Annotated in this window: 18 protein-coding genes; 15 read left to right on the plus strand and 3 right to left on the minus strand. The window is 33.0% G+C overall.

What is annotated here, in order from left to right; genetic code table 11:
• Positions 1 to 452: 452 nt before the first annotated feature.
• From pepV to HMPREF3239_RS11570, 5 genes are all read left to right on the plus strand, one after another.
• The gene (gene pepV / locus HMPREF3239_RS11550) at positions 453 to 1,862 is read left to right on the plus strand and encodes a Cys-Gly-3M3SH dipeptidase (protein ID WP_053030510.1); all 1,410 of its coding nucleotides are present in this window, start codon (positions 453 to 455) and stop codon (positions 1,860 to 1,862) included.
• Between the two features lie 3 nt (positions 1,863 to 1,865).
• Entirely contained in the window at positions 1,866 to 2,714 is an 849-nt protein-coding gene (gene dat / locus HMPREF3239_RS11555; protein ID WP_070855680.1) for a D-amino-acid transaminase, read from the plus strand.
• A gap of 457 nt (positions 2,715 to 3,171) precedes the next feature.
• On the plus strand, positions 3,172 to 3,963 hold the full coding sequence (locus HMPREF3239_RS11560; RefSeq protein WP_053030507.1) for a phosphotransferase family protein: 792 nt from the start codon (positions 3,172 to 3,174) through the stop codon (positions 3,961 to 3,963).
• 14 nt (positions 3,964 to 3,977) lie between these two features.
• A complete protein-coding gene (gene trmB, locus HMPREF3239_RS11565) occupies positions 3,978 to 4,628 on the plus strand; it encodes a tRNA (guanosine(46)-N7)-methyltransferase TrmB (RefSeq protein WP_053030505.1) in 651 nt (216 codons plus the stop codon).
• 234 nt (positions 4,629 to 4,862) lie between these two features.
• Positions 4,863 to 5,684: a YtnP family quorum-quenching lactonase gene (locus HMPREF3239_RS11570; RefSeq protein WP_053030504.1), complete on the plus strand. Its 822-nt coding sequence runs from the start codon at positions 4,863 to 4,865 to the stop codon at positions 5,682 to 5,684.
• 120 nt (positions 5,685 to 5,804) lie between these two features.
• Here HMPREF3239_RS11570 and HMPREF3239_RS11575 read toward each other — a convergent pair whose 3' ends face one another.
• On the minus strand, positions 5,805 to 6,122 hold the full coding sequence (locus tag HMPREF3239_RS11575) for a hypothetical protein (protein ID WP_053030503.1): 318 nt from the start codon (positions 6,120 to 6,122) through the stop codon (positions 5,805 to 5,807).
• Between the two features lie 86 nt (positions 6,123 to 6,208).
• Between HMPREF3239_RS11575 and HMPREF3239_RS11580 the strand changes: the two genes are divergently transcribed.
• The 10 genes from HMPREF3239_RS11580 to ccpA all read left to right on the plus strand — a co-directional run bounded on the left by HMPREF3239_RS11580 (position 6,209) and on the right by ccpA (position 19,367).
• Positions 6,209 to 7,282, plus strand: coding sequence for a M42 family metallopeptidase (locus HMPREF3239_RS11580; protein ID WP_070855681.1), 1,074 nt, complete (start codon positions 6,209 to 6,211; stop codon positions 7,280 to 7,282).
• A 12-nt stretch (positions 7,283 to 7,294) separates the two neighbouring features.
• Positions 7,295 to 7,609: a thioredoxin family protein gene (locus HMPREF3239_RS11585; protein WP_070855682.1), complete on the plus strand. Its 315-nt coding sequence runs from the start codon at positions 7,295 to 7,297 to the stop codon at positions 7,607 to 7,609.
• Between the two features lie 109 nt (positions 7,610 to 7,718).
• Positions 7,719 to 8,576: a DUF1444 domain-containing protein gene (locus HMPREF3239_RS11590; RefSeq protein ID WP_053030495.1), complete on the plus strand. Its 858-nt coding sequence runs from the start codon at positions 7,719 to 7,721 to the stop codon at positions 8,574 to 8,576.
• A gap of 21 nt (positions 8,577 to 8,597) precedes the next feature.
• Complete coding sequence (ytpR, locus tag HMPREF3239_RS11595; RefSeq protein WP_070855683.1) at positions 8,598 to 9,197, plus strand: YtpR family tRNA-binding protein; 600 nt, start codon at positions 8,598 to 8,600, stop codon at positions 9,195 to 9,197.
• Between the two features lie 17 nt (positions 9,198 to 9,214).
• Entirely contained in the window at positions 9,215 to 13,108 is a 3,894-nt protein-coding gene (locus HMPREF3239_RS11600; RefSeq protein ID WP_070855684.1) for a DNA translocase FtsK, read from the plus strand.
• Positions 13,109 to 13,128: 20 nt separating this feature from the next.
• Positions 13,129 to 14,442 carry a UDP-N-acetylmuramate--L-alanine ligase gene (murC, locus tag HMPREF3239_RS11605; RefSeq protein WP_053030489.1) on the plus strand — a complete coding sequence of 438 codons (1,314 nt, stop codon included), beginning with the start codon at positions 13,129 to 13,131 and terminating at the stop codon, positions 14,440 to 14,442.
• A gap of 81 nt (positions 14,443 to 14,523) precedes the next feature.
• Positions 14,524 to 15,030 carry a DUF948 domain-containing protein gene (locus HMPREF3239_RS11610; RefSeq protein ID WP_053030488.1) on the plus strand — a complete coding sequence of 169 codons (507 nt, stop codon included), beginning with the start codon at positions 14,524 to 14,526 and terminating at the stop codon, positions 15,028 to 15,030.
• A gap of 71 nt (positions 15,031 to 15,101) precedes the next feature.
• On the plus strand, positions 15,102 to 16,676 hold the full coding sequence (locus HMPREF3239_RS11615; protein ID WP_256323758.1) for a Maebl: 1,575 nt from the start codon (positions 15,102 to 15,104) through the stop codon (positions 16,674 to 16,676).
• Positions 16,677 to 16,962: 286 nt separating this feature from the next.
• A complete protein-coding gene (locus HMPREF3239_RS11620) occupies positions 16,963 to 18,054 on the plus strand; it encodes a bifunctional 3-deoxy-7-phosphoheptulonate synthase/chorismate mutase (RefSeq protein ID WP_053030484.1) in 1,092 nt (363 codons plus the stop codon).
• Between the two features lie 320 nt (positions 18,055 to 18,374).
• Positions 18,375 to 19,367, plus strand: a complete 993-nt coding sequence (gene ccpA / locus HMPREF3239_RS11625; RefSeq protein ID WP_053030483.1) for a catabolite control protein A — start codon at positions 18,375 to 18,377, stop codon at positions 19,365 to 19,367.
• Between the two features lie 146 nt (positions 19,368 to 19,513).
• On the opposite strand, the gene HMPREF3239_RS11630 is transcribed toward ccpA, so the two are convergent.
• A complete protein-coding gene (locus HMPREF3239_RS11630) occupies positions 19,514 to 20,671 on the minus strand; it encodes an acetoin utilization protein AcuC (protein ID WP_070855685.1) in 1,158 nt (385 codons plus the stop codon).
• A gap of 35 nt (positions 20,672 to 20,706) precedes the next feature.
• Positions 20,707 to 21,339: a GNAT family N-acetyltransferase gene (locus HMPREF3239_RS11635; RefSeq protein WP_070855686.1), complete on the minus strand. Its 633-nt coding sequence runs from the start codon at positions 21,337 to 21,339 to the stop codon at positions 20,707 to 20,709.
• Between the last annotated feature and the right edge of the window lie 128 nt (positions 21,340 to 21,467).

The raw sequence follows: 21,467 nt of genomic DNA on the forward strand, positions 1-21,467 counted from the left end.
TAAGAGTAGTCACTGAAGAAGATTTAAAGAAAAATAAAAATGCGTTAGAAGATAAAGATTAATTTTGTGATATTTATAAGCGCAAGAGAAATAACATTATGATAATGCTACTTTGCCAATAGGCAGTAGCTGACTGAACTGAGAATACACTTAAATCATGCTTTTTTCAGTTCTGGTCATCCTTTCGGGGTGGGACAACGAATTTAAAAAGAATTCTGTCCCATTCTTTTTTTATAAATATGGAATGAAAGATTTGTGTACAAAAAATTAAATGTCATTGATATGTATGATTTACACAAACTGCGTCATATAGCGTATAAATATGGAGGTTTTATAAAATTTTTAACATAAAATTTTATAAAATCTATAAATATTCTGACATCTTACTGTAATTTTTCGTTATAGTTATGTAAAATAAACTGTATATTTATTGAAAAGGAAGTTGATCTCGAATGTGGAAAGAGAAAGTTCAAGAATATGAAGGTCAAATAATCGATGATTTGAAAGGTTTACTTTCGATTGAGAGTGTCAGAGATGATTCAAAAGCATCTGATGAAACTCCAGTTGGTCCGGGGCCTCGTCAAGCGCTTGATTATATGTACGAAATAGCACAAAGAGATGGTTTTTCTACCCATGATGTAGATCATATTGCAGGCAGAATTGAAGCAGGTAAAGGTGACGATGTTTTAGGTATTTTATGTCATGTCGATGTCGTGCCTGCAGGAGATGGATGGGACTCAGATCCATTTAATCCTGTGGTAACTGATGATGCAATTATTGCTAGAGGTACGCTAGATGACAAAGGACCGACAATAGCAGCCTATTACGCAGTCAAAATTTTAAATGAAATGAAAGTTGATTGGAAGAAACGTATTCATATCATTATTGGTACAGATGAAGAGTCAGATTGGAAATGTACTGAAAGATATTTCCAAACGGAAGAAATGCCAGCATTAGGATTTGCACCTGATGCAGAATTTCCAGCTATTCATGGAGAAAAAGGAATCACAACTTTCGATTTAGTTCAAAATAGTACGTCTGAAGATCAAGATGAACCAGATTATGAATTGATTTCGTTTGAATCTGGTCAACGTTACAATATGGTACCTGATCATGCTCAAGCACGCGTATTTGTCAAAGAAAACATGACCGACGTTGTTCAGCATTTCGAACACTATTTAGATGAGCATAAACTACAAGGTGAGAGTGTCGTTGATAGTGGAGAGTTAGTCCTAACGGTTGAAGGTAAAGCTGTTCATGGTATGGATCCATCATTAGGTGTTAATGCTGGCTTATACTTATTAGATTTCTTATCAACATTAAATCTAAATCAAACAGCAAGAGAATTTGTAGACTTTAGTAATCGTTACCTTCACGAATCACATTTTGGTGAGAAGATGGGAATGAAATTCCATACAGATGTTATGGGCGATGTAACTACAAATGTTGGTATTATTTCTTATGACCATAAACATGCTGGCCGATTTGGTATTAATTTACGTTATCCACAAAATTTTGAATTTGAAGAAGCTATACAGCGATTTACTAAAGAAATTAAAGAATATGGATTTGATCTTGAATTAGGCAAAGTTCAGCAACCTCATTTTGTAGACAAAAATGATCCTTTTGTACAGAAATTAGTTACAGCTTATAGAAATCAAACTGGCGACATGTCTGAACCCTATACAATAGGTGGAGGTACATATGCTAGAAACCTTGATAAAGGTGTGGCATTTGGAGCCATGTTTGAAGATTCAGAGGATTTAATGCATCAAAAGAATGAATATATTACTAAAAAACAATTATTCAATGCAACAAGTATCTATTTAGAAGCAATTTACTCACTATGTGTGGAGGGATAAACTATGACAAAAGTATTTATTAACGGTGAATTTATCGATCAAAGTGAAGCAAAAGTCTCTTATGAAGATCGTGGTTATGTATTCGGTGATGGTATTTATGAATACATTCGAGCATATGACGGGAAATTATTTACAGTTACAGAACATTTCGAGCGTTTTATAAGAAGTGCTGCGGAAATACAATTAGATTTAGGATATACAGTCGAAGAATTAATTGATGTAGTTAGAGAATTATTAAAGGTAAATCAAATAAAAAATGGTGGCATTTACATCCAAGCTACACGTGGTGTAGCACCAAGAAATCATTCTTTCCCAACACCTGACGTAAAGCCTGTCATTATGGCATTTGCTAAAAGTTACGATCGACCTTTTGAAGATTTGGAAAACGGAATCAATGCAGCAACTGTAGAAGATATTAGATGGTTGCGTTGCGACATTAAAAGTTTAAACCTTTTAGGAAATGTACTTGCAAAAGAATATGCAGTTAAATACAACGCAAGTGAAGCAATACAACATAGAGGCGATATAGTTACAGAAGGTGCTTCAAGTAATGTGTATGCAATTAAAGATGGTGCAATCTATACGCATCCCGTTAATAATTACATTTTGAATGGTATTACGCGTAAAGTAATTAAATGGATATCTGAAGATGAAGATATTCCATTTAAAGAAGAAACGTTTACTGTTGAATTTTTGAAAAATGCTGATGAAGTCATTGTTTCAAGTACATCTGCCGAAGTGACACCTGTTGTTAAAATAGATGGTGAGCAAGTTGGTGAAGGCACAGTAGGACCTGTTACGCGCAAACTTCAAGAAGGATTTAATAAATACATTGAAACGAGAAGTAATTAATTAAATAAATAATTGATTATTAAAGAACGTACTGATTCTAAATTTATAGAATTTGAGTACGTTCTTTTTGATTTTATAATGTAAATAAATTTCATGAATTAAATTAAAAATACGCAGTTTAAAGGTCTGAAAATGTGTTATAATAAAACCTAAAGATTGAAACGTAATTTAGCCATAATCGACTAGTAAAATGTATCTTTTTGTTTCTCATTTTCAGTTGAAAAAGAAGGCTAAAAATTATAAAATCATCATTGAGTGATAAAAGAGACGTATTTATTTAAATAAATGTTTGGGGACAGTAACAATTTATTTATAATAATAACTTATGTATAAAAATATAATTATTTAGAAATATATAGTCGTGTTTTCCAACAAACGATTATATCAAATTAGAATATATGGCTCTTGAAAACTATATTTCTCGAGCCATTTTCTAATTGAAAGTGAGGTGAACGAGTTGGAGCAGTTTTATCAATTAGGGTGGACACTTGATTCAGCAGGAGGTGCTTCTGGTGAAGCATATATGGCTGAACAGGACGGTCAAAAGCTATTTTTAAAGCGTAATTCTAATCCATTTATTGCAGCATTGTCAGCTGAAGGTATTGTACCTAAATTAGTATGGACCAAACGTATTGAAACAGGTGAAGTTGTCACAGCCCAACACTGGAAAAATGGCAGAGAACTTGAACCAGATGAAATGTATCAAGCACGTGTTGCTGCATTGCTTAAAAAGATTCATGGTTCTAAACCTTTACTGAATATGCTTAAACGTATGGAAATGGAACCCATCACGCCTAATATCATGTTGAAAAAGATTAATGCATCACTATCAAGAGAAGTATTAACACATCACATTATTCGTAAATCATTAACATACCTTGAAGAACATATCCCCAATATGGATTCTCGTTTCTTTACGGTTGTACATGGAGATGTAAATCATAACAACTGGCTACTATCTGATAGAGATGAATTATTCTTAGTAGATTGGGAAGGCGCAATGATTGCCGATCCTGCTATTGATATTGGAATGCTGCTCTATAACTACGTTCCCGAAAAAAATTGGTCTGACTGGTTTAAGACGTATGGCGTAGAAGAAAGCATAGACTTAAATAAACGTATGAAATGGTATACAGTCATTCAATCAATTGGTATGGTTCAATGGTATGAAGAGCAAAAAAGATTCAAAGATATGAATAATTGGCTAAAATTTTTAAACGAGGTTATGAATAGTAATTTATTTATCTAAGGGAGATTTCAAGTATGAGAGTTCGCTATAAACCATGGGCGGAAGATTATTTAAAAGAACATCCTGATTTAGTAGATATGGATGGCACACATGCAGGAAAAATGTCGGAGTGGTTTGATAAAGAACAACCCATCTATATAGAAATTGGCTCTGGTATGGGGCAGTTTATAACAACGTTAGCCTCTAAATTCCCAGAAATTAATTTTGTATCTATGGAACGCGAAAAAAGTGTCATGTATAAAGTACTAGATAAAGTGAAAGAACAAGGCCTGACAAATTTAAAAATGATATGTAATGACGCTATAGAATTAAATGAGTATTTCAATGATGGTGAAGTTGCACGAATTTATTTAAATTTCTCTGACCCATGGCCGAAAAAAAGACACGCTAAACGTCGATTAACATATCATACTTTTTTAGCGCTATATCAACAAATCCTTAAAGAAGATGGAGAAATCCATTTTAAAACGGATAACAGAGGCTTATTCGCGTTTAGTTTAGAAAGTATGTCGCAATATGGTATGTACTTTACTAAATTAAATCTCAATCTTCATGAAGAAGATGATGAAGATAATATATTGACAGAATATGAGAAGAAATTTTCCGATAAAGGTTCTAGAATTTATCGAATGGAAGCAAAATTTCATAAAGACATTGAACATTAATTTAAAGTTGTGACTTTGATCATCATGAAGATTCACGGTAGTTAGTGAGATTGAGTGAAGGCTAATGCATCACTTGTTATAGTTTAAAACGTCATTCCAAGAGTGGAACATTGAATTCGACAAGAATTCTGTTCTGCTCTTTTCTGTTTATATATTCTTAAATTGGATATTGTAATGTAAGATTATTTCATATATTGAAATACTTGATAAATAAAAAGATGGAAGGTGTTTAATATGAAGTTAGGTGCATTTAATATCACTTATTTAAATGGCGGTATGACGCAAATGGATGGTGGTGCTATCTTTGGCGTTGTACCTAAACCGCTGTGGACGAAAAAGTATGATGTGAATGAAAGAAATCAAGTTCCTAACTTAACATACCCAATTTTAATTCAGACTGGCGATAAGAACATTATCATCGATGCTGGAATTGGAAATCATAAATTAACAGACAAACAACTTAAAAATTATGGTGTCGAATATGAAAGTCATATTCAATTTGATTTAGAAAAATTAAATTTGACTGTGGAAGATATCGATATTGTATTAATGTCACATATGCATTTTGACCATGCGACAGGGTTAACGGATACTGAGGGTAATTCTATTTTTCCAAATGCAATGCACTATGTGCAACAAGACGAGTGGCATGAATTTATAAGTCCAAACATTCGTAGTAAAGCAACCTATTGGGAAATAAATAGAGGTACATATGAAGATAAAATGATACTTTTTGATGAATTCATTGAAGTTTATCCAGGGATTCATATGAAGCATGTTGGTGGTCATAGTTATGGACAATCAATTATTACAATTGAGAGTGAAGGTGAGCGTGCAGTTCACATGTCCGATATATTACCTACAAATGCACATACCAATCCACTTTGGGTTATGGCATATGATGATTACCCAATGACGTCTATTCGAGAAAAAGAAAGATTAATACCATACTTTATTTATCATGATTATTGGTTCTTATATTATCATGATCATGTTTACTTCGCGACGCAATATGAGTCAGATGGAAAGACGATTAAGCAATCAATTAAAAGATAAAGAAAGTGATATAAAGCGATTTGGTAACGTTGTTATCCATTTTTTAATGAACGATTATAATAGGGAGCCGGACTAAGAATTTATATTCATTCAGTCCAGCTCCCTATTATGTTCAGTTTATTATAATTCAATAATATTTAAAATTTCACCAGATTTTGCATCTGCATAAAAGATATATTCCATCTTTTGATCATTCTTAACTTGAGTAATGCCGCCTTGAAAAATGAAACGATTTGGATATAGATTGTCATCTACATACGGCTCATGAAGAATAAACGATCCTGTGATGTTCATAAAGTAAGATTTGGCTTCATCCAATACTTTATCAGGATTTTGCATTTTATTCTTTTCTTTTAGGAAATAAATAAAAAAGACAGTGGCTATACCTGTAACTAGAGCAACTGAAATTGAGATGTATTTGTAAGTTTGACGTGTCATAATCTCTACCTCTCTATTAATAGTTCTTATCATTAGTGTACCATATTCAAAATGATATAATACATTTAAGGAGTGTGTTAGTTAAGATGGATAAGCATAAAACATTAGAACGAATTAAGGCATTAACCGAATTACATGGTGCACCAGGTTTTGAAGAGGATGTACGAAATTATATGAAAAATGAAATGTCACCGTATGTTGATGAGTTTATCGTAAATCGTATGGGTGGTTTCTATGGCGTTAAAAAATCTAAAAAAGCTAATGCTAAGAAGGTAATGATTGCTGCGCATATGGATGAAATAGGGTTCATGATTACAAACATTACTTCGAATGGTATGCTACAGTTTACCAATCTTGGTGGTGTAGCAAACGATATTTGGCAAGGTCAACGTCTTCAAGTGAAAAATAGAAAAGGCGACATTATAGTAGGGATTGTCTCTAATATTCCGAAACATTTTAGAACAGGCAACGAAGCGGTGCCAGAAATAAAAGATTTGATGCTAGATATCGGTGCAAGTTCTGATGACGAAGTAAGACAGATGGGAATAGAAATAGGAGATACGATTGTTCCGAATACTGAATTAACGCAATTAACTGAACATCGATATAGTGCGAAAGCATGGGATAATCGATATGGTTGTGTCATTGCGATTGAAATATTAGAATTGTTGAAGAGTGTCGATTTGGATGTTGATTTATACGTTGGCGCTAATGTTCAAGAAGAAGTAGGCTTACGTGGTGCTAAAGCAGCAGCTGAACTCATTCAACCCGATGTTGCACTTGTAGTGGATTGTTCTCCAGCAAATGATATTAAAGGTGCAAATCAATTATCAGGTGAATTAGGTGAAGGGACTTTAATTCGAATTAAAGACGGTACCATGATTTTACAACCTGAATTTAGAGACTATCTACTTAAATTAGCAGATGATAATAATATAAATTACCAATATTATATTTCACCGGGTGGCACAGATGGTGGTGAAATTCACAAAGCTAATATTGGTATTCCAACTGCTGTAATTGGTGTTTGTGCTAGATACATTCACAGTACTAATGCTGTTTTTGATATTAGAGATTATTTCTCAGCAAGACAATTACTAGAACAAGTTATACTCAACTTAACTGAAGAACAAATTAATAAATTACAATTTCAAGAATAAGGAGCGAATAGAATGATTAATTTAGAATCTGAATCACAATTCAAGTCACTTAAGAAAGAGCATACCGTATTTGAATTTACGGCAGGTTGGTGTCCTGACTGTCGTGTCATTGAACCTGATTTACCTCAATTGGAAGAGAAATATAATGATTTTAACTTCGTTTCTGTAGATAGAGACCAATTTATAGATTTAGCCATAGAACATGATATTATGGGTATTCCAAGCTTTTTAGTATTTAAAGATGACGAATTAGTAGGAAGTTACATTGGAAAAGAACGCAAATCTATAGAACAAATCGATGAATTTTTAAGTCAGTTTGATAAATAGATAAAGCATTTAAAAGGTTTTTAGAATGATATGTACAATTGATTTTTTCTGTAATTGACCACTAATTTATTGTAAAATAGGATAAGGTGCGAATATAGGAGTGTTAAACATGAATGTTTTTCAAGTAAGAGATAAATTGAAACAACGTTTAGCGCATTTAAATGTTGATTTTAAATTTGATCGTGAAGAAGAAACGTTACGTATATATAGACAAGACAATCATAAAGGCGTAACAATCAAATTAAACGCTATTGTCGCTAAATATGAAGTCCAAAAAGAGAAAATTATAGATGAGATTGTATATTATGTCGAAGAAGCCATCGCTCAAATGGATGATCAAAGTATTGAGAAAATGAATGACATTCAGATTATGCCTGTCATTCGTGCTACAAGCTTTGATAAAAAAACAAAAGATGGTCATCCATTTATAATTGAAAAGCATACAGCAGAAACAAATATCTATTATGCACTCGATTTAGGTAAGTCTTATCGCTTAATTGACGAAAGTATGCTTGAATCACTTGGATTGACTGAACAACAAGTTAAGGAAATGTCACTATTTAATATACGTAAACTTAATAATCAATATAAAACAGATGAAGTTAAAGGGAATATTTTTTATTTTGTAAACTCTAATGATGGCTATGATGCCAGTCGTGTTTTAAATACCAAATTTTTAGATGATATCTATCAACAATGTGAAGGTGAAATGTTAGTAGCTGTACCACACCAAGATGTGTTAATTATTGCTGATATTCGAAATAAAACTGGTTATGATGTAATGGCACATTTAACTATGGAATTCTTTACTAAAGGATTAGTCCCTATTACTTCATTATCATTTGGTTATGAAAAAGGTCACTTCGAACCTATCTTCATTTTGGGTAAAAATAACAAACAAAAAAGAGACCCCAATGTAATACAACGATTGGAAGCAAATCGTAAAAAATTTAATAATAAGAAATAATTGATATAGAGGAGATTTAAAATGAATTTATTTTACAATAAAGAAGGCGTAGGGGATGTAGCTTTTCTACAAATTGAACCTACAGATGGACCGTTTGAATATAAGAAATCTGGAGATGTTGTTGAAATTAATAAAGAAGGAACGATTGTTGGCTTCAATCTATTTAAGTTTTCAAATTATCATCAATTCAACGGTAATGGACATATTAAATTAACTTCTGAGCTTGTAGATGCATTACAAAAAGCTATTAATGAATCTGGATTAACGTATCAACTAAATGCAGATTTATCTCCTAAATTTGTAGTTGGTTATGTTGAAACTAAAGATAAGCATCCAGATGCGGATAAATTAAGTATTTTAAAAATAGATGTCGGTAATGACCATTTACAAATCGTTTGTGGTGCGCCAAATGTAGAAGCTGGACAAAAAGTGGTTGTTGCTAAAGTTGGTGCCGTAATGCCAAGTGGAATGGTTATTAAAGATGCTGAATTACGTGGTGTTGCTTCAAGCGGTATGGTTTGCTCAATGAGAGAATTAAATTTACCTAATGCACCTCAAGAAAAAGGTATTATGGTTTTAAGTGATGACTATAAAGTCGGTCAAGCATTTTTTGATGAATAGAGGAAGGAAGTGAATGTATGAGTTGGTTTGATGATTTATTTAGTAACAAAGACAATTCTGATGATGAATTGCTTAGACGCAAAAGTAAACGTCGCAATGGCGATCTAACTCAAAGCAAAGACGATTCATTACTTCCTGAAAATAATGATATTTACGATCGTCCAAAAGGTAAGTTTCGATTCCCAATCGATGTGGGTCGAGATGAAACGTATGAAGAAGCAACTTATCGCGAAAGTAATGATGATAAAGAGAACCATTCAACATTGAAAGATAATCAATACGGTTCATATGAATATGATGACTATACGGGTCACATGAATAGTTACTCAGATGATGATCGAGCTGAAAATGCAAGAAGACATCGTAGAAGACAACATGTGAGTCAAGATGATTCTGGTATGCCTTCTATTAAGTCAAGAACTTCTCAAACATCAAGTAGAACTCATAATACGAGTACATCTCAACGTTTTAACAAACGTCAAAATACACATTCTAGAACGAATACTGCTAATTACAGAAGCGCTAATTCAAATCAATCTAGGATGAAATTACAATCAGAAAGATTCAAATCGAATTATCATTTGAGTTCTGAACCTACATATCACCGTTCAAGTTTTAAAACTTCAGAAGTACCATCAGCTATTTTCGGAACTAAAAAGCGTAGACCTATTGAAAACGGTGTTATACCACCAGTGAAAGATGACACAGATACAAGTGAGTCTAAAACCAAGCATCATTCGAGCACGGTAGAACACGTTCCGCATGAAAGTAAAAATGAAAAAGATAGCAGACAAAAATTTGATGGTGAACATTTAACTTCACAAGAGAATGCACCAGTTAACAGTGAACAACAATCAATCGTTGAAGGAAATGCTGATACTTCTAATCACTATGAACGTACGCCAAACTATTCAAAACGTGATAACACGGTAAATATAGAAAATATTTATGCTTCTCAAATCGTAGAGGAGATTAGAAAAGAAAGAGAGCGTAAAGTTCAACAAAAACGTAAATTTAAACAAGCATTGCAAAACAAACGTCAACAGACTGATGAAGAAGATAGTATTCAAAGAGCTATTGATGAAATGTATGCTAAGCAAGCTGAACAATATATTGGCGAAAGTTCATTAAACCACTCTGACCATTTACATAGTGATGTAACAGAGGGTGTTAATGATGAGTACAAAAACAACAATGACCATGTTGAGAGCCAAGCACAAGTAGAAGACGTTGCACATCATGAGACATCTAACGCTCAATCGAAAGATGATAGTGACATAGACCATAATATTGAACAACAAGAGTATATCGAAGAGACAAATGCACCATATAATTATGAAGAGATTGATTTAAACCAAGTTTCAAGTGTGCAAGAAGTTAACCAAGATGATGTACAGGTTAAAGATGTTCCAAATGATCAATTATCAAATGTTAATCATGATGAGGCACAACGTCATTCTAATGAAGCGATTGACGAATCTACAAAAGAATCAAATTACCATCACGACGTAGCAGATGAAGAAGCGGTACAATTACAATCTAATAATGATGATTCAGATAGTTTAAGTGAAAACATTCATGACGACAACCATAATGGAACTGTTGATGATGCACAATTTAGAGAAATAGATGACGTGGAGTCACACACTGACAGTATGTCCGAAAATGAATCTTTATCAGATGAAACATCTGCCATAGAAGATGATGAAGATGTATCAACTGAAAATGTGAATCATGCAATTAGAAATGCTGTAACGTCTGAAGTGGAATATGCTACTAAAGAAGATGACGAAACGAATGGAGTCTCTCAAAATACAAATATAGAGAGCCAAAATGTATCACAGTCAACGAAAACACATAATGATCCTTCTAATAAAATGGATGATTCATTTGCAGTTAAAGATACAGATGAATCAGTACAAGGTGTGGAAGATGAACACATTAACAATGGCGACGATAAATCAGAAATAACACATAAGGAAGCTAAAAAAGTACCTGAAAAAATGTCTATCACGCCAGGAAGTAAACCGTTTAATGTAGTTATGACACCTTCTGATAAAAAAAGAATGATGGATGCAAAAAAAGAATCTGTATCGAAACATAAAGTGAATGTGCCAGAATTAAAGCCTGAGACAAAACAACATGTTCAAACTAAAAAGCGTGAATCAGAAGTCAACCATCATACAAATGAATCTCGTGACAATGAAAATACATTATCTGAGTCTCGAACAGAGTCTACGCATTCAAACTATCATATCAATCATTCAGATGAACAAGATAAAAATTTAAATAATGACATAAACAGAGATGACGATAACCTAGTAGAAGAACCTCTCGAAAACAGCCAAAATACTGATACAGACAGTGAAGAACAATCTAACCAAGCTGTACATTCAAATCATGATATGAACAATCATCAAGAAATGAATGCAACAGTTTCAGCAGACGATCAAACTATTGTATCTTCAAACCACCATCAAAAAGAAGAGCATAATGCTAAAGGTACAATTAGAAGAGGTCCAAATATTAAACTACCTAGCCTTGATTTATTAGAAGATCATGAAGCACATGAAATCGATGAGGCATGGATTGAAGAGAAGAAACAAGAGCTAAATGATGCCTTTTATTATTTTAATGTACCGGCTGAAGTACAACATGTAACTGAAGGACCAAGTGTAACTCGGTTTGAATTGGCAGTGGAGAAGGGTGTCAAAGTTTCACGAATTACAGCTTTACAGGATGATATTAAAATGGCGTTAGCTGCGAAAGACATTCGAATTGAAGCACCAATTCCTGGAACAAGTTTAGTAGGTATTGAAGTACCAAACTTAAATCCTACGAAAGTTAACTTAAAATCTATTTTAGAAAGTCCAAAATTTAAAAATGCTGAGTCTAAATTAACCGTAGCTATGGGTAATAGAATTAACAATGAACCATTGTTAATGGATATTGCTAAGACACCACACGCCCTAATTGCGGGTGCAACCGGATCAGGTAAATCAGTCTGTATCAATAGTATTTTAATGTCATTACTTTACAAAAATCATCCAGAAGAATTAAGGTTATTACTAATTGATCCTAAGATGGTTGAACTTGCACCATACAACGATTTACCGCATTTAGTTTCACCGGTTATTACTGATGTTAAGGCAGCCACACAAAGTTTAAAATGGGCCGTTGACGAAATGGAAAAACGTTACAAATTATTTGCGCAATTCCATGTAAGAAACATTACTGCTTTCAACAAAAAAGCACCATATGAGCAAAGAATGCCAAAAATTGTTATTGTTATTGATGAGTTAGCAGATTTAATGATGATGGCACCGCAAGAGGTAGAACAATCAATCGCTCGAATAGCACAAAAGGCACGTGCATGTGGCATTCATATGTTGGTTGCAACACAACGACCATCTGTCAATGTTATTACTGGCTTAATTAAAGCCAATATACCTACACGCATTGCATTTATGGTATCTTCAAGCGTTGACTCAAGAACGATTTTAGACAGTGGTGGTGCGGAACGCTTATTAGGCTATGGCGATATGCTTTACTTAGGTAGTGGTATGAATAAACCAATTCGTGTCCAAGGTACATTTGTTTCAGATGATGAGATTGATGATGTAGTTGATTTCATTAAAGAACAAAGAGAACCGAACTATTTGTTCGAGGAGAAGGAATTACTTAAAAAGAACCAAACACAAGCTCAAGACGAATTATTCGATGATGTGTGTGAATTTATGGTTAAAGAAGGACATATTTCCACTTCATTAATTCAAAGACACTTCCAAATTGGATATAACCGTGCTGCACGAATCGTAGACCAACTTGAACAGTTAGATTATATTTCTGGTGCAAACGGTTCTAAACCTAGAGATGTATTTATTACTGAAGCAGATTTAAAGAAAGATTAAATTAAAGGAGTTTTATGTATATGACGCATTATCATTTTGTTGGTATTAAAGGCGCAGGAATGAGTTCATTAGCACAAATCATGCATGATTTAGGACATGAGGTGCAAGGATCCGACATAGAAAAATATGTATTCACAGAAGTAGCATTAAAAAATAAAGGAATTAAAATACTACCATTTAACAGTGACAATATTAAAGAAGGTATGGTAGTCATTCAAGGTAATGCGTTTCCAGATACTCATGAAGAAATTGTTAAAGCGCATGATTTAAAATTAGACGTGATACGTTATCATGATTTCTTAGGTCATGTGATTGATCAATACACATCTGTTGCAGTTACAGGTGCACACGGAAAAACATCAACAACTGGTTTACTGTCTCATGTTATGAATGGTGATAAAAAAACATCATTCTTAATTGGAGATGGTACGGGTATGGGATTACCTGCAAGTGACTATTTTGCATTTGAGGCGTGCGAGTACCGTCGTCATTTCTTAAGTTACCATCCAGACTATGCCATTATGACTAATATTGATTTCGACCATCCTGATTATTTTAAAGACATTGAAGACGTTGCAAGTGCTTTCCAAAGTATGGCACATAATGTTAAAAAAGCGATTATTGCTTGGGGTGATGACGAACATTTAAGACAACTTGAAGCGGACGTACCAATTTATTATTATGGTTTAAACAAAAATGATGATATATATGCCGATAATATTCAAATAACTGATAAAGGTACACAATTTGATGTTTACGTTAATGGTGAATATTATGATCAATTCTTATCACCACAATACGGAGATCATAATATCCAAAATGCATTAGCAGTTATCGCGATTAGTTACCTTGAAAAGATGGACGTCAAGAATATTAAAGAAGCATTGGAAACATTTGGTGGTGTAAAACGTCGCTTTAATGAAACAAATGTTGCTAATCAAGTATTAGTAGACGATTACGCTCACCATCCAAGAGAAATAAGTGCTACAATTGAAACAGCACGTAAAAAATATCCAAATAAAGATATTGTGGCAGTTTTCCAACCTCACACATTTTCAAGAACGCAAGCTTTCTTAGAAGAATTTGCAGCATCACTAAGCAAAGCGGATCATGTTTATTTATGTGAAATATTTGGTTCAATTCGTGAAAATACAGGTGATTTAACAATTCAAGATTTAATAAATCGTATTGACGGATCTGCGCTAATCGATGAAAATAATATTGACGTATTAGAACAATTTGATAATGCTGTTATCTTATTTATGGGCGCTGGGGACATTCAAAAGTTACAACGTGCTTATGAAGAACATGTCGGCATGACAAATGAATTTTAATATGTTTATATATAATTATGTTGGGTATTAATAATTAATAGCTTTTATTTAAAAGTAAATGGTATTTAGGAGGCGTTTTTAATGGATTGGATTTTACCAATTGCTGGAATTATCGCCGCGATTGCATTCTTAGTATTATGTATTGGAATCGTTGTCGTTTTAATTTCAGTTAAAAAGAATTTAGATCACGTTGCTAAAACACTTGATGGTGTTGAAGGACAAGTTCAAGGTATTACACGTGAAACAACTGATTTACTTCACAAAGCTAACCGCTTAACTGAAGATATTCAAGGCAAAGTTGAACGCTTAAATTCTGTTGTCGATGGTGTTAAAGGTATCGGCGATTCTGTACAAAATTTAAATGGTTCAGTTGATCGTGTAACTAACTCAATTACACATAATATTTCTCAAAATGAAGATAAAATTTCTCAAGTAGTTCAATGGTCAAATGTTGCAATGGAAATTGCTGACAAATGGCAAAATAGACACTACCGTAGAGGAAGTGCAAACTACAGAAACACATCTGTAGGTAATGATGCAAATCATGCAAACGAAAATTACACTACTAACGTTGAGAAAAACTTTTAATATGATTCAATCAAATGCACTTAAATGAGGTTTTTACTTATTTAAGTGCTTTTCTTATAGGAGGAGCTAATATGAGTAAGAAATATAATCGTGACGCATTTGAAACGACAAATTCTGGAAATGATTTACACGGACAAGGTGCAAATCAACAAGATAGTGCAGCACAATCAAATGCGACTAAGCATTATGATAGAGACGCTTTTACAACGACAAACACTGGCAGCGATTTACACGGACAAGGTGCAAATCAACAAGATAGTGCAGCACAATCAAATGCGACTAAACATTACAATAGAGATGACTTTGAAAAAAATAATCATGGCCATGATTTACATGATAATGGCCCAAATCAAAAAGATGGTAAGTCTAGACAAGGTTTAAATACAGAGCATTATAATAGAGATGCGTTTGTCACAAATAATTCTGGTAAAGACTTACATGGTCAAGGTGCAAATCAAAAGACTACTGGAGAGGATGTTACTAGTTCTCAATATAGTCACAACAAATACAGTTCTCATCCATCACGCAAAGACTTTGTGATTAGTTTTATTACAGGTGCTTTAATTGGTTCAGCGGTTGGACTCTTTTATAAAAATAAAGCCGAAGAAAAAATTGATAGCGCAAAAAATAAAGAACAAGAATTAAGACATCGTTATCAAAATATCAAGCAACAAACTGAGAATAATATTGAAAATGTAAAACAAAAAATTGAAGACTTTAGAAATAAAGACCATTCAGAAGTTAGTAAAGAAGCACTTGTTGCACAACAAAATGCAATCAAAAAGGAAACGTCAGATAATTTAGCGGATCAATCACCACAAGCTCAAGAAATCCAAGAAGCTAAAGCTGAAGCACTTAAAGAGCAAGATACGAAAGATATTACTGCGACAGAATTAGCAGCGCAACAAAATGCAATCAAAAAGGAAACGTCAGATAATTTAGCGGATCAATCACCACAAGCGCAACAAATTCAAGAAGCTAAAGCTGATGATAGTGAACATTTAAGAAACAATGAAGGCAATAGTGCTGAAGAAATTGTCGCGCAACAAAATGCGATTAAAGCAGAAACATCAGATAACTTAGCGGATCAATCACCACAAGCACAAGAAATTCAAGAAGCTAAGAAAGAGACTGAAAAAGAACAACAGTCTAAAGAGGTTAGTGCAACTGAATTAGCAGCGCAACAAAATGCAGTTAAAGTTGAATCATCAAAACATAATTTATCTGATCCTTCAACTAGTGGTGATACGAGCAAACATCAACATGTGAATGCAAAAAATATAGCATCTGCAGCACGTACAAAGAAAAATAAAATAGATAATGATGCAAATGTTGCGCGTAAAACAAAAACGTTATTAGAAGAACCAGCAATTGCTAAATCATCAGGCGATAAAGTGGTCCCTTATTTAGTTACAAAAAAAGAAATTAACAAAGATGAAGATCAAGTTAAAAATAATCAAGCACATGCATCTGCTAAATTTGAAAATGGTGTCATTACACACGATACTAAATCAGCTAATGAAAAAGCAAAAGGCAATACTAAGAAAAAGCAGAATGCAACAAAAGCTAAAAATAAAACACCTAAGCAACAACAAAGAGCTGAAAAAGCAAAAAGTAAAATCGATAAACGTACCTTTAATGATTAATAAAGCTAATGCTTTTATTTAATGTGAGGTTTTAATCACTAAATGGAGTGGATTCAGAAATCTGTTAATTAAATTAGATTTTTGATTCGCTCCTTTTTCTTATTTTTATAAAAAGTGAATATCAAATTTGATATAATAATTAGACAATTCACAAATTTTAGATAATTTATCAACTAGAACGGTTGAACTATTATTTTTTAATTGTTAGAATATTATCTAACTAATATTATTTTATCGCTTTAAAGTGATATAATTATACAAGTAACTTTTATTGAGGTGAGTAGTAATGTCAACTAAATTAGAGCAATACAGAGAAGAGATTGTTTCGATTAATAATCAAATTTTAGATTTATTATCTAAGCGTGGAGAATTAGCACAAAAAATAGGTGAAGAGAAAATTAAACAGGGTACAAAGGTTTATGATCCACAACGCGAAAAAGAAATGATTAATGAGTTAATGGATCGTAATCAAGGACCTTTTAATGATAATGTAATTAAGCAATTATTTAAAGAAATTTTTAAAGCTTCTACTGATTTACAAAAATCTGAGAATGAAAAACATTTATATGTGTCTCGTAAATTAAAACCAGAAGATACGATTGTTCAGTTTGACAACGGTGGTGTTATTGGCGATGGCAATAAATCATTTGTATTTGGACCATGCTCTGTTGAATCACAAGAACAAGTTGATGCGGTCGCAAAAGATTTACAAGCAAAAGGAGAAAAATTCATTCGCGGTGGCGCATTCAAACCTCGTACATCACCATATGATTTCCAAGGATTAGGTGTTGAAGGGCTTAAAATTTTAAAAAATGTAAAAGATAAATTTGGCCTTAATGTTGTCAGTGAAATTGTAAATCCTGCTGATTTCGAAATTGCCGACGAATACTTAGATGTGTTCCAAATTGGTGCTCGAAACATGCAAAACTTTGAATTATTAAAAGAAGCTGGAAGAACGAACAAACCAATCCTCTTAAAACGAGGCTTATCGGCTACAATTGAAGAATTTACTTTCGCTGCTGAGTATATTGCTTCTCAAGGCAATAAAAATATTATCCTTTGTGAGCGTGGTATCCGTACTTACGAAAAAGCAACAAGAAATACGTTAGATATTTCTGCAGTGCCTATTTTGAAACAAGGCACACACTTACCTGTAATGGTAGATGTAACACATAGTACAGGACGTAAGGACATTATGTTACCAACTGCTAAAGCTGCGTTAGCTGTTGGTGCTGATGGCGTAATGGCAGAAGTGCACCCAGACCCATCTGTTGCATTAAGTGATAGTGGCCAACAAATGGATTTAAATGAATTTAATCAATTTTACAATGAATTAAAGCCATTAGCAGAATTGTATAATTCAAAAAAATTAAAATAATAAATTAATCGTCTAAATATATTAATGAAATGAGCTATTCATTTTACTGAATTAAGAGTATGTTTTATAATACTTTTTTCTAGTAATCATGAATAGCTTTTTCAATTGCAATTATTGATAAAATCTACGACTATTGAATGAATTTCATTTCAAATGTATATTATGTTAAATTACGCTTTTATGATAAAAATAATATAAAATATGACATAAATGTGAAAATATTAGCAATATGTTTGAATGAAAGCGATTTTGTGGTAAACTTTGAAAATGAAATGAAAACACGTTATAATAACAATTAAAACGCTTACAAGGAGGAAATTATGACAGTAACTATATATGATGTTGCTAGAGAGGCCCGAGTATCTATGGCAACCGTTTCACGAGTAGTGAATGGTAATCAAAACGTTAAACCTGAAACAAGAAAAAAAGTTAATGAAGTTATTAAAAGATTAAATTATCGACCAAACGCTGTTGCAAGAGGACTAGCTAGTAAACGAACAACAACAGTAGGCGTTATTATCCCTGATATTTCTAACATCTATTATTCTCAATTAGCTCGTGGTATTGAGGATATAGCGACAATGTATAAATATCATTCTATTATTTCAAACTCAGATAATGATTCTGAGAAAGAAAAAGAAATATTTAATAACTTATTAAGTAAGCAAGTAGACGGTATTATCTTCTTAGGTGGTACAATTTCGAATGAAATCAAAGATTTAATAAATCAATCATCTGTTCCAGTTGTAGTATCAGGTACTAACGGAAAAGATGATAACATCGCTTCTGTTAATATTGATTTTAAAACGGCAGCAATGGAGATTACCGAACAACTCATCCAATCAGGCGCTAAAGAGTTTGCATTAGTGAGTGGTGATTATTCTAAAAAAGCACAAGAAGATGTGCTAATTGGTCTTAGAGAAGTGTTAGATCGTCACCAACTAAAATTAAATGATACAGTACAATTCTCAGGTTCTGAAAGTTATAAAGATGGTATTAAAGTATTTGAAGATTTAAAAGATCATCTACCTGATGCTATATTATCAATTAGTGATGAACAAGCGATTGGTATCATGCATAGCGCACTAGATGCAGGCATACGCGTTCCAGAAGACTTACAAATTGTCAGCTTTAATAATACTCGATTAGTAGAAATGGTGAGACCAAAATTATCGAGTGTGATTCAACCACTATATGATATCGGCGCTGTAGGCATGCGTTTGTTAACTAAATATATGAATGAAGAAGAAATTGAAGAACCAAATGTAATATTGCCACACCGTATTGAGTACAGAGGAACTACGAAAGATTAATGTTAAGCAATTGAAATAAGAATAAGACACATCTCATCGTTGTGGGAGAGGTCCTAACTACAAGTGTTTCAATGAGAAAATTTACGAGTTAATAGATAGGGAGTAGGATAATGCATTTACTAAGAACATTATCCTACTCCTTTATTTTAATTTGTATACCAATGAATAATTCTATTCGCACGTTCATTATTTTTTTCAGAGATTGCTTGTGTTCTTGGGATTGTTACATAGTCACGATAATCTTCTGTCCAGTGCTTGGGTAATTTAACAGGTGAATAGTTACCCCATTTTGTTATCCACTGTTCGGGCAAGGGGCCTTCTTGGATAGGTTCATTCATTAAAGCTAAAAATATATGACTCCACGCTCGAGGTACCACTTGCCAAATATTATAACCGCCACCACCAAACATTAGTACTTTTCCTTTAGTATATAGTTGAGCTAGTTTATTAATGATATATGGTATTTCATATAAAGTTTCTAGTGAACAACTCATATGCGTTAATGGATCTAAATAATGAATATCGACGCCATGCACACTAAGTAGGATGTCAGGTTTATATGCTTGAATCACGCTTGTTACGGATTCTTCAAATACCTTTAAATAGTTATCATGTTCTGTATAAGGTTCTAATGGCAAGTTTACTGTATATCCATATCCTAAATCCTCACCACGCTCCGTGTAATGCCCTGATCCTAGAAATAAAAATTTACCTGTCTCATGAATGGAATAACACATTATCGTGTTATCTGTATAAAGACTCCATTGTGTACCGTCACCATGATGTGCATCGGTATCAATTACCATCACCCGTTGTTGATATTTTGAAGCAAGGTATTTCGCAGTTATAGCAACGTCATTATATATACAAAATCCATTCGCGCGTCCAGGAAGACTATGGTGTAAGCCACCGCCTAAGTGACATCCATTTTGTATGTTTTCATTCATTATTTCATCTGCTAAATTTAGTGCACCACCTACAATGCGCGCACTATGTCTATGCATATGCCGAAATTGAAATGTATCATCAGTATTTAAACCATATTTTTGAGCTTCAGATGTGCTTAATATACCATGTGAAGCGTGCTTAATTGCTTGGATATAATCATATTTATGAATTAAAGCAAGTTCGTCTTCATTTGCTATTCTAGGTTGGATAATCTGCTCATCATTTAATAAGTTCATCATTTGGAGTAATTCTGTTGTTAATTTTAATCGCATTTGATTAAAAGGATGATTATCATTGAAACGATACTTCAATAGTTCATCTGAGTATACATACCCCGTTTTTAAATTCTTTTGCATAAATATCATACCCCTTAAAGTTATAGCAGAAATGGCTAAAATAAAAATCGATTTTTGTAACGTAAATCATCAAAAGATTGTTGTTGGTCTAATGATATCCTTTTCCCAATTCTTGCCATTAGACAATTAGCTGGGTGACTTGTGATTTCTGGATCATCTGTAGCAAATATTTCTAAGCCACCTTTAGACATTAACTTTTGCATCATTTTCTTATATTCAAAAACATCAAGTTTTGCCGTTTTTAAATCCCAATGCCAGTAGTACTCAGTAGTTAAAACAATGTAATCTTCAAATTCATCTTGAGCGAGACTTAACGCAATAAGTTCGCCACCAAGATGAAATTGTCTATAATTACGTTGTACTTCTATTGCACCTAACTCTAATAAATAAGGCAATTGACCTTCAGCCCATCTTTCAAAGTCGTCAGGATAGTGATAGGTGACATAACCGATAATATGCTTATCTTCTCGCGCTATATAAATACGTCCCTCTGGCAATTGAGTTATTTCAAGTAAAGCTTCAAACTGGTCATTTGAAGGTCTAAAGGCATTTAATGATTCGTCGAAAGAAAGCGTTTTCAAATATTGGTATGAAACAGGCCCTTCAATTGTGAAATGCTTATCTTTTATTGTAAGGTGCTTGGTAACATGCGTTTTGATATGTTTCATTTATCTCACTCCCAATACGAACTACTATTATAGTTATTTTATATTTATTTGGAGAAATAAACAAATTAAATTGTAATAATTATCTAAAAATTTTGAATAACACAAAAATTGATGTATAATACTTTTTA

The sequence above is a fragment of the Staphylococcus sp. HMSC34C02 genome, assembly GCF_001838705.1.
GTDB classification, from domain to species: domain Bacteria; phylum Bacillota; class Bacilli; order Staphylococcales; family Staphylococcaceae; genus Staphylococcus; species Staphylococcus borealis.

What these genes read in the sequence shown, in the direction of transcription:
- pepV (WP_053030510.1), top strand. Translation starts at nt 453, where the DNA reads ATGTGGAAAGAGAAAGTTCAAGAATATGAAGGTCAAATAATCGATGAT.
- dat (WP_070855680.1), top strand. Translation starts at nt 1,866, where the DNA reads ATGACAAAAGTATTTATTAACGGTGAATTTATCGATCAAAGTGAAGCA.
- trmB (WP_053030505.1), top strand. Translation starts at nt 3,978, where the DNA reads ATGAGAGTTCGCTATAAACCATGGGCGGAAGATTATTTAAAAGAACAT.
- HMPREF3239_RS11570 (WP_053030504.1), top strand. Translation starts at nt 4,863, where the DNA reads ATGAAGTTAGGTGCATTTAATATCACTTATTTAAATGGCGGTATGACG.
- HMPREF3239_RS11575 (WP_053030503.1), bottom strand. Translation starts at nt 6,122, where the DNA reads ATGACACGTCAAACTTACAAATACATCTCAATTTCAGTTGCTCTAGTT.
- HMPREF3239_RS11580 (WP_070855681.1), top strand. Translation starts at nt 6,209, where the DNA reads ATGGATAAGCATAAAACATTAGAACGAATTAAGGCATTAACCGAATTA.
- HMPREF3239_RS11585 (WP_070855682.1), top strand. Translation starts at nt 7,295, where the DNA reads ATGATTAATTTAGAATCTGAATCACAATTCAAGTCACTTAAGAAAGAG.
- HMPREF3239_RS11590 (WP_053030495.1), top strand. Translation starts at nt 7,719, where the DNA reads ATGAATGTTTTTCAAGTAAGAGATAAATTGAAACAACGTTTAGCGCAT.
- ytpR (WP_070855683.1), top strand. Translation starts at nt 8,598, where the DNA reads ATGAATTTATTTTACAATAAAGAAGGCGTAGGGGATGTAGCTTTTCTA.
- HMPREF3239_RS11600 (WP_070855684.1), top strand. Translation starts at nt 9,215, where the DNA reads ATGAGTTGGTTTGATGATTTATTTAGTAACAAAGACAATTCTGATGAT.
- murC (WP_053030489.1), top strand. Translation starts at nt 13,129, where the DNA reads ATGACGCATTATCATTTTGTTGGTATTAAAGGCGCAGGAATGAGTTCA.
- HMPREF3239_RS11610 (WP_053030488.1), top strand. Translation starts at nt 14,524, where the DNA reads ATGGATTGGATTTTACCAATTGCTGGAATTATCGCCGCGATTGCATTC.
- HMPREF3239_RS11615 (WP_256323758.1), top strand. Translation starts at nt 15,102, where the DNA reads ATGAGTAAGAAATATAATCGTGACGCATTTGAAACGACAAATTCTGGA.
- HMPREF3239_RS11620 (WP_053030484.1), top strand. Translation starts at nt 16,963, where the DNA reads ATGTCAACTAAATTAGAGCAATACAGAGAAGAGATTGTTTCGATTAAT.
- ccpA (WP_053030483.1), top strand. Translation starts at nt 18,375, where the DNA reads ATGACAGTAACTATATATGATGTTGCTAGAGAGGCCCGAGTATCTATG.
- HMPREF3239_RS11630 (WP_070855685.1), bottom strand. Translation starts at nt 20,671, where the DNA reads ATGCAAAAGAATTTAAAAACGGGGTATGTATACTCAGATGAACTATTG.
- HMPREF3239_RS11635 (WP_070855686.1), bottom strand. Translation starts at nt 21,339, where the DNA reads ATGAAACATATCAAAACGCATGTTACCAAGCACCTTACAATAAAAGAT.